The sequence below is a fragment of the Stenotrophomonas sp. CFBP 13725 genome (assembly GCF_014841935.1).
Taxonomy (GTDB): domain Bacteria; phylum Pseudomonadota; class Gammaproteobacteria; order Xanthomonadales; family Xanthomonadaceae; genus Stenotrophomonas.
Genome location: NZ_JACYUV010000003.1, coordinates 478763 through 487408, shown reverse-complemented (window position 1 = coordinate 487408; position 8646 = coordinate 478763). Strand labels below are relative to the sequence as shown.

Sequence of the window (8646 nt, the reverse complement as noted above, 5' to 3'; positions counted from 1 at the left end):
CCGCCAACGGCCCGCTGCGCTCGCCGACCATGGGTCGGCGCTACCGCTTTTCTTTTCTATTACGCGGCTGGCGGCCACGGAGCCTGTCAGGGGGCCGGGCGGTGGGGCGGGGCGGGGGCGTTGAGTGCCATGGATGGCGCGAAACGAGGCCTGCATGGATGCAGCTTTTGCCGTCCCCCGCCCAGCCCCACCGCCCGGCCCCAAGCAAGCAACCTGCTGTCAGAGCCAACCGCGAGGGGGTCCCACCCGTTCGCCGACCTACTTCAGCTTGGACGCACGCAGCGCCTGCTGCTCCACCAGGGTCAACGCCACGTTGTCGCGCAGGTAGGCCGGTTCCACCCGTTCCGGCGCAACCGCCTCGCCCCGTGCCAGCATCGGCAACGCCAGTGCCAGCACATCCGATGCCTGTGGCAACGCGGTTGCGTCCACGCCGCTCAGCGTACCGCCCAGCAACGTCGGCACCGCGCCATCGGCGGCCGAGAACCCGGTGCCCACGCCAAAGCAGCGCAGGCCGGCAGGCACCGACACGGCCTGCGGCGGACACACGCGCTCGGTGTCCTGCAACTGCGGCAGGACGTCGACGCGGTGGTATCGGGCCACATACACCTCGCCCATGCGGGCGTCGATCGCGGCCAGGATGTGCTGCGCATCCGCCGGCGCACGTAGCGCCAGCGCCTGCAGCGTGGAAACCGGCAGCAGTGGCCGGTCCAGTGCGAGCGCCACGCCCTGTGCTATCGCAATCGCCAGCCGGACACCGGTGAATGCCCCCGGACCGCGCCCCAGCGCGATCGCGTCCAGCTGCGAACGCGCGATGCCGGCCTCCGCCAACAGCGCCTCGGCCCACGGCAGCGCCAGTTCGGCATGCCGTCGTGGTGCGATCTCGAAGCGCTGCAGCACCGCACCGTCCACATGGACGGCAACGGAACAGGCTTCGGTGGACAGTTCAAAAGCGAGCAGTTTCATCGTGGGGTCAGCGGTCAGAACAAAGAGAGGGGCGTGCCCGGGGGATCGTCAGCCTGTGCCGCCGGAGGCGTCCATTGTGGCGCAAAGAAGGCCTGCACATCGGCCAGCGCGCGGGTGCGGCGGAACGGCGGCAGCGAATCCAGGAAGACCCGACCATAGCTCCGGTTGAGCAGGCGCGGATCACACAGCACCAGTACCCCACGGTCGGTTTCACTGCGGATCAAGCGCCCCACGCCCTGCTTCAGTGCGATCACCGCCTGCGGCAGTTGTTCGTCGCGGAACGGGTTGCCGCCCTGCGTACGGATCGCATCCAGGCGCGCCTCAAACACGGGGTCATCCGGTGCGGCGAAAGGCAGTTTGTCGATCACCACCACGCTCAGCGCATCGCCGACCACGTCCACGCCTTCGCGGAAGCTGGCCGATCCCAGCAACACGCCATTGCCCGATTCGCGGAAGCGCTGCAGCAGCGTCGCGCGGGGCGCCTCACCCTGGACGAACAAGGGCCACGGCGCACCGCGCAGCGCTTCGGCCGCTTCGCGCAGCGCACGGTGCGATGCAAACAACAGGAACGCGCGCCCGTGAGAAGCCTCGAGCACCGGCCGAAGCGCAGCGATCAGGGCGGTACCGAAGCCGCGTGCCGCAGGATCCGGCAAGCCCTCGGGCAGATAGCACAGCGCTTGGCGCGGCCAGTCGAAGGGGCTGGCCTGCAGCAGCGTACGCGGATCGTCCAGCCCCAGCCGCTGGATGACATGCTCGAAGCCGCCCCCCACCGTCAACGTGGCCGAGGTGAAAATCCAGGCGGCCATAGTGCGCTCACGGTGTTCACGCAGGGGGCCGGAGACATCCATCGGCGTGCGCTGGCAGCGGAATCCACGCGGGGTCAGCTCATACCAGAGCACGTCCGCCGCAGGCGCGGACGGCGGCTCCGGCTCGGCGTCGAAGTCGAGCAGTGGCGCATCGTCGCCCAGCCACCGGGTCAGGCGGGACACCGCCTCGCGCGCACGCGCATGACAGGCATCGAGGCCAGCGGATGCTTCGCGCAGCGTGTCCAGCACCTGCAACAGCAGATGCAGCGCACTCATCACCGCATCGAATCCATCACGCACCTGCGGCACCGCAAGCGCACGCCACTGCGTGCCACGCGGCGGCAAGCCATCCATCGCCGTGCGCAGATCCTGCAGCGCGTGCTCCAGTGCGCCGGCCGGGGCCTGCAGCGATGCCTGCGCACCTGCCACGCTGCGTGACTCCAGCAGGCAGTCGCGCGCCAGCTCCTGCCACGGCCGCATGCCGAAGCCTTCGCCGAAGAACTGCGCGGCAAGCTCGGGCAACTGGTGCGCCTCGTCGATGACGAACGCCTCCGCTCCCGGCAGCAGTTCACCGAAGCCTTCCTGCTTGAGCGCCAGGTCAGCCAACAGCAGATGATGGTTCACCACGACGACATCGGCAGCCTGCGCCCGCTGCCGTGCCTGCACCACGAAGCAGTCGTCGTAGAACGCGCACTCCGTGCCCAGACAATTGTCGACGGTGGAGGTGACCATCGGCAGCAGCGGCGAGTCATCGGCCAAGGCTTCCAGCTCCGCCATGTCACCGTGGCGGGTACGTCCGGACCAGGCGAGCACGCGCTGGAACTCTGCCGCCTGCTGGGGTGTGGAGAACCGCGGCTCACCACGTGCCTGCTGCAGGCGGTAACGGCACAGATAATTCGAGCGGCCTTTCAGCAACGCGCTGCGATGGCCCACCCCCAGCGCTTGGCGCACGCGCGGCAAGTCGCGGTGGTACAGCTGGTCCTGCAGCGCGCGGGTGCCGGTGGAGATGATGGTTTTCAGGCCCGACAGCAGCACCGGAACCAGATACGCATAGGTCTTGCCGGTACCCGTACCGGCCTCGGCCAACAAGAGGTCACGCTGTTGCAGCGTCTCGGCGATCGCTTCGGTGAGGCGCAGTTGCGCTGGACGCGGCACGAACGCATCCACGTGGGAGGCGAGTGCCCCACCCTCGCTCAGCGCCTCGCGGCTGGCATGGACAAGATCAGGCTTCATCAACCTCCACAGGATACCGGCTGGCGGTTTTTTTCGCCGAGCGGCGCCCGGGTCCACGTCATCGCATTCGCGCTGCCGCTCCCACGCTTTGCTTCGCAAACCGCGGGCCCCGTCCCACCAGCACCCACACCCCGCCGCTTCGCGGCCGCCCCTGACTCAGGGGCTCCTTCCACCAGATAGGTCAATGCGGCCTGCGGTCGCGCAAAGCCGTGCTCGGCAGAATGTTCCCGCCAACGGCCCGCTGCGCTCGCCGACCACGGGTCGGCGCTACCGCTTTTCCTTTTTCTTTATTACGCGGCTGGCGGCCACGGAACCTGTCAGAGGGCCGGGCGGTGGGGCTGGGCGGGGGCGTTGAGCGCCATGGATGGCGCGAAACGAGGCACGCAGGAGCGGCCCTTGCCGTCCCCCGCCCAGCCCCACCGCCCGGCCCAAGCTCAGCTCAAGCTTGAGAGCCACCCGCGAGGGGGTGCCACCCGTTCGCCAACCTCAGTAGCGCATGATGCCCGGCACGGTGCAGCGCTCGATCTGCGCATGCGCCGATACTGCGTTTTCGCTCTCACCACGCGCCAGTCGCGCCTGTTCGATGGTCGCCCAGTGGCGCCGACACAGCGGTCCGGTCTTCGACCCCAGCTGTATGGCCTGCTGTGCGAACTGCTCGGCCGGTGCCCATTGGCCCTGCAGCAACGCGACTTCGGCACGCTCCTGCAGCACCGCCGGATCTTCCGCCACCAATGTCAGCGCCTGGTCCAGGTGGCCAGCCGCCCCTGCCAGGTCGTTCGCCTGACGCGCGGCCTGGGCGCTCTGGCGCAGGTCGTCCACCTGCGGATCGCGCAGCGGTTGTACGGACAGTTCCTTGTCGTCGTGACCGGCGATCTTTTCCACGGCGGCCATGCGCTGTGCAGGGGTCGTAGTGTCCACGGGCGCAACAACCGGCGGCGGCGCGGTCACGCAGGCGGCCAGCGATGCGCACAGCGCCGCGCAGAGCAGGGAAACACGCAGGTTACGGAAGGTCATGACAGTTACCTCGGGGACGTCGTAGGAGCCGGCTGCGCGGCAGGTTGCGGAGTCGCCTCCGGCTTGGGATCCAGACCGAACCAGCTGCGCCAGCCACCGCCCTCGCCCTCGCCGCCTTCTTCCGGCAACGCCGCCGGTGGCGTGCACGGCGCATAGGCCGGTGCATAGCCCACCACGAACGGGAAGCGTCGCGCACCCGGGCAGGTTTCATCGGTGGCGCTGCTGCCGGTGGCATCAACGTACTGCCAGTCCACGCCCTTGCCACTGACCTTCAGCGGCGCCGTCGGCAGGCGCGAGAAGATGCCCGACCAGACCCGCATCGCACCGGTCGCGCCAAACAGGCCGGTCTGCTCGTTCTGGTCGTTGCCCATCCACACCACCGCCAAGTGGTCACCGGTGTAGCCGGCATACCAGCTGTCGCGACCGTCATTGGACGTGCCGGTCTTGCCCGCCGCCTGCAAACGGCCCAGGCCATCGGCATTCAAGCGCTGCGCGGTGCCGCTGGATACCACCTGCTGCAGGCCGATGCTGATCAGGTTGGCGGCAATCGAGTCACCCTCCTGTGCCGGTGCCGGGGTCTTGTCATAACGCTTGAGCAGCTTGCCCTGCGGGTCCAGCACACCACGCACCGCGTGCAGCGGTTGGATCTCGCCGCCGGAGGCCAGAAACTGGTACAGCTGCGCCATCGCGTACGGGCTCTGGTCAGTGGAGCCCAGGATCACCGATGGATTGGAGTCGGCCTTGATGCCGGCGAGTACATGGATCAACTGGGTGACGCGCTCCGGCCCCACCTGCATGCCCACGCGTACCGTCGCCTGGTTGTAGGAATGCGCCAGCGCATCGATCAGCCGTACCGTGCCATGGCTGCGGTTGTCGGCGTTGCCGGGCGACCAGTTGCGGTTGCGGCCGAGGCTCACGGTCACCGGGGAGTCATCCACCCAACTGGCCAGCGAGTACCGATCCGGCTGCGCCAATGCCAGCAGGTACACGAACGGCTTCAGCAGGGAGCCCACCGGCCGCTGCGCTTCGATGGCGCGGTTGAAACCGGGGGCAGCCACGTCGCGGCCGCCGACCACCGCCAGCACGTCGCCGTTGTGCACATCGGTCAGCACCAGTCCCGCCTGGATTTCCGGCCGACGCTTGTTTTCCAGCGACTTGACGGTGCGGGTCACAGCCCCTTCGGCATACGCCTGCGCGGACGGTGCCATGCCGCTCATCACGCTCATGCCGGCGCCCTGCAGTACCGACTCAGGGTAGTCATGCCCCAGTTGGCGGCGCACCAGATCGACGTAGGCCGGGAAACGGTTCGCGGCCACCAGGCCGGGGTTTTCCGGCACGCCGAGCGGTGCCTTGACGGCGCGCTGGTACTCGGCGTCATCGATCAGCGTCGCCTCGTGCAACTTGCCGAGAACGAAGTTGCGTCGGTCGAGGGCGCGTTCCGGGTTACGCCGCGGGTCATAGAAAGACGGTCCTTTGACCAGCCCGATCAGCAGCGCGATGTGCTCGCTTTCCAGCGAGGACAGATCGCGCCCGAACCAGAACTCCGCACCCGACGACATGCCATGGATGGCCTGGCTGCCACGCTGGCCGAGATAGACCTGGTTGAGGTACGCCTCGAAGATCGTGCGCTTGTCGTAGCGCGCTTCCATGATCAGCGCGAACAGTACCTCGTTGAACTTGCGGGTGATGGTCTGCTCTTTGCCGATACCCAGCAGGCCACTGCGCGCCAGCTGTTGGGTCAACGTCGACGCACCCTGCCGACTCTGTCCGCCCGACCGCACGGTTACCCAGACGGCGCGCGCGATGCCGGACAGATCAATGCCGTGATGCCGGTTGAAGTCTTTGTCTTCCACCGCCTGCAGGCCGGTGACCAGCAGGTCGGGCGCCTCTTCCATGCGGATCAGGCGACGCTCCTCCTGCTTCTGGCCGTACAGCGTGGCAATCCGAGCGGGGTCCAGCCGGGCCGCCTTGAGCGCCTTGCGGCTGTCAGGATCGCGGAGCGAGGTGATCGTACCGCCGGAAAGACTCAGCTCGACCCGACGTGGGGCAACGCGACCGTCCACATCGTTGTAGCCGCGGCTGGAGATGGTGAAGCGCGTGCCCTGCACGGTGTAGGTGGCAGGCGCTTTGCCGTTGCCATCGTCACGGTACGCCGAGGCGGCCAACTCCGTCTTCAGTGTCGCCGCGTCCATCGCCTTCCCCGGCAGCAACACCAGCGGTCGGGCATAGACGCGCGTGGGGATCTGCCAGCGCAGCTCGCCAAAGCGTTGGGTGACCTGGTGATTCAGGTAAACCGTGTACGGGATCAGGAAGCCAAGGCCGAGGGCCACGGCGGCCATGGCCCACGTGATCACGCGGCGGCGCCAGGGCGAAGGTCCGGTCTCGTTGTCGTCGTCGAGATCGTCGATGTCGTCGGAATCGTAGCGTCGGGGCACAGGCATGCGACAATATAGGGTTGGGCGAGTCTACCGCAGCGACGCGGGAAGTGGCCGCGAACGTTTTTCGTGCTTAAGCTGGAGTTGCGCCGGAGTGACCATATCGTGGGCCCAGGCCCTTTCAACCCTGCATCGTCTGCTTGGACTGACACGACGGGCCGGCTCAAGCCTGCGTGCACGGGGATGGCGTGCTACATGGCAGCGGGTGACGGTTCACGCGAGGCCTGCGGCTGGGCCGCCCATGCGCGCTCTTTACATGCCACCGAATGCAGCATTTCAGACATTCAGTCTACCGTTCAGCGCGCAGCCTGTCGTCAGCATTGTCATTCCCGTCTACAACCATATCGATCATACGCTCGCCTGCCTGCGTGCGCTGGCCGCACATCCGCCAAGAGTCGCCTGTGAAGTTCTTGTCATCGACGACGGAAGCACAGATGCCACTCCGGAGCAGCTGCCCAACGTTGCTGGCCTCCGCTATGAAAAGCGAGCTGTCAACGGAGGATTCATAGAAGCGTGCAACGACGGCGTCGGACGTTCTCGAGGGCAGTACGTTGCCCTGTTGAATAATGACACGGTGCCTCAACCAGGATGGCTGGACGCACTGCTCGATGTTTTTGAAAAGCTGCCTGACGCAGGACTTGTCTGCGCACAGTTGCTTTACCCGGACGGCCGATTGCAGGAATCTGGTGGCATCATATTCGCCGACGGTAGCGGCTGGAGTTATGGCCGATTCGAATCCGCCGATGACCCTCGTTTTGCCAGCCTGCGCGATACCGACTACGGTTCCGGCGCAGCAATGATGGTGCAGCGGGAGCTGTGGGACCGCATTGGGGGATTCGATCTTCGCTATCGGCCGGCTTACTACGAGGATACGGATCTGGCGTTCCAGGTTCGTGCGATGGGACGCCGGGTCCTGGTTCAACCGCATAGTCGGGTTATCCACGACGAAGGCACCAGCAATGGCACCGACACGCGCGCTGGCGTGAAGTCCTATCAGGTGCGCAACCAACAGCGTTTTTCGGAAAAGTGGACCACCGATCTTCAGAAGCAACTTCCTGTCGGCACAGTCCCATCTCCTGGAGCCCTCCACTCCGGCCAGCGGCAGATATTGATTCTTGACGAGGACGTACCACGACCGGAGCGCGATTCTGCTTCGCTTCGCCAGTTCAATCTGATCAGATTGTTGATCGAAAATGGTGCGCACGTAGTATTCGTACCCACCAGACGGGAGCACGGCGGGCAAGCTACCGAGGCTTTGCAACAAATGGGTGTTGAGGTCTGGTATGCACCCTATCTGCACAGCATCGCTGGTTGGCTACGCGTGCATGGGCCTCGCTTCGCCGTGGTCATGATGGTACGTCACCACCTTGCCAAAGAATGTCTTCCACTGCTTGAGAAGTTCGCGCCTTGTGCCCGCCGCGTGTTCGACACCGTCGATCTTCACTACCTGCGGGAACGCCGTGGCGCCCAGATCGCAGGGGATGTTGCAATGCGGCGAAACGCAGAACGCACACGTCTAAGCGAACTTCAGGTGATGCAGCGCTGCGATGTCACGCTTCTCGTCAGCGTTGCCGAAAGAGACCACCTTCAACAGGACGCACCGGGCGTCCACGTAGAGCTGATATCAAATCTGCATGAGGTGGCGGGGCCAGGGGAGCCATTTGCTCAGCGGGCTGACCTTGTATTCGTGGGAGGCTTCCGTCATCCACCGAATCTGGACGCCATGGAATGGTTTATTTCCGACGTGTTCCCAAGGATTCGCCGTGCCTTACCTACGGTTGAACTTCACTGCATTGGGGCCGGTGCACCGAACGCTCTGCTCGACCTTGCTGGCCAACAGCCGGGGGTGAGAATGCACGGGTTTGTCGAGGACATAGTGCCCTACATGGCGAGCGTGCGCATTGCTGTAGCGCCGCTAAGATTTGGCGCCGGCGTCAAGGGCAAAATCAACCTGAGCATGGCCCACGGCCAACCCGTGGTGGGGACCTCATGTGCGGTGGAGGGGATGCACCTGGTGGATGGAGTAGATGCTCTGGTCGCCGATGACGCGGAGGCATTTGCGGCTGCGGTCGTACGCCTCTATAGCGATCCGGTCCTCTGGCAGCGTCTGGCGGAAGGTGGGCTCGCGAATGTTACAGAGCACTTTTCGATGGAGGCCGCACGGGAAGGAATCCGTCGCACTTTCTTCGATTGAC

5 protein-coding genes are annotated in these 8646 nt (G+C 65.8%); 1 reads left to right on the top strand and 4 read right to left on the bottom strand.

What is annotated here, in order from left to right; all coding sequences use genetic code 11:
• Nucleotides 1-258: 258 nt before the first annotated feature.
• The 4 genes from tsaB to mrcB form a co-directional block, all read right to left on the bottom strand.
• Nucleotides 259-963 carry a tRNA (adenosine(37)-N6)-threonylcarbamoyltransferase complex dimerization subunit type 1 TsaB gene (gene tsaB / locus IFT65_RS08195; protein ID WP_192081038.1) on the bottom strand — a complete coding sequence of 235 codons (705 nt, stop codon included), beginning with the start codon at nt 961-963 and terminating at the stop codon, nt 259-261.
• 14 nt (nt 964-977) lie between these two features.
• The gene (locus IFT65_RS08190) at nt 978-3002 is read right to left on the bottom strand and encodes an ATP-dependent DNA helicase (RefSeq protein WP_192081037.1); all 2025 of its coding nucleotides are present in this window, start codon (nt 3000-3002) and stop codon (nt 978-980) included.
• Between the two features lie 486 nt (nt 3003-3488).
• On the bottom strand, nt 3489-4016 hold the full coding sequence (locus tag IFT65_RS08185) for a hypothetical protein (protein WP_192081036.1): 528 nt from the start codon (nt 4014-4016) through the stop codon (nt 3489-3491).
• 5 nt (nt 4017-4021) lie between these two features.
• Nucleotides 4022-6451 (bottom strand): penicillin-binding protein 1B, encoded by a 2430-nt coding sequence (mrcB, locus tag IFT65_RS08180; protein WP_192081066.1) that lies wholly within the window; start codon nt 6449-6451, stop codon nt 4022-4024.
• Nucleotides 6452-6545: 94 nt separating this feature from the next.
• Between mrcB and IFT65_RS08175 the strand changes: the two genes are divergently transcribed.
• Nucleotides 6546-8645 carry a glycosyltransferase gene (locus IFT65_RS08175; RefSeq protein ID WP_192081035.1) on the top strand — a complete coding sequence of 700 codons (2100 nt, stop codon included), beginning with the start codon at nt 6546-6548 and terminating at the stop codon, nt 8643-8645.
• Nucleotide 8646 lies beyond the last annotated feature (1 nt).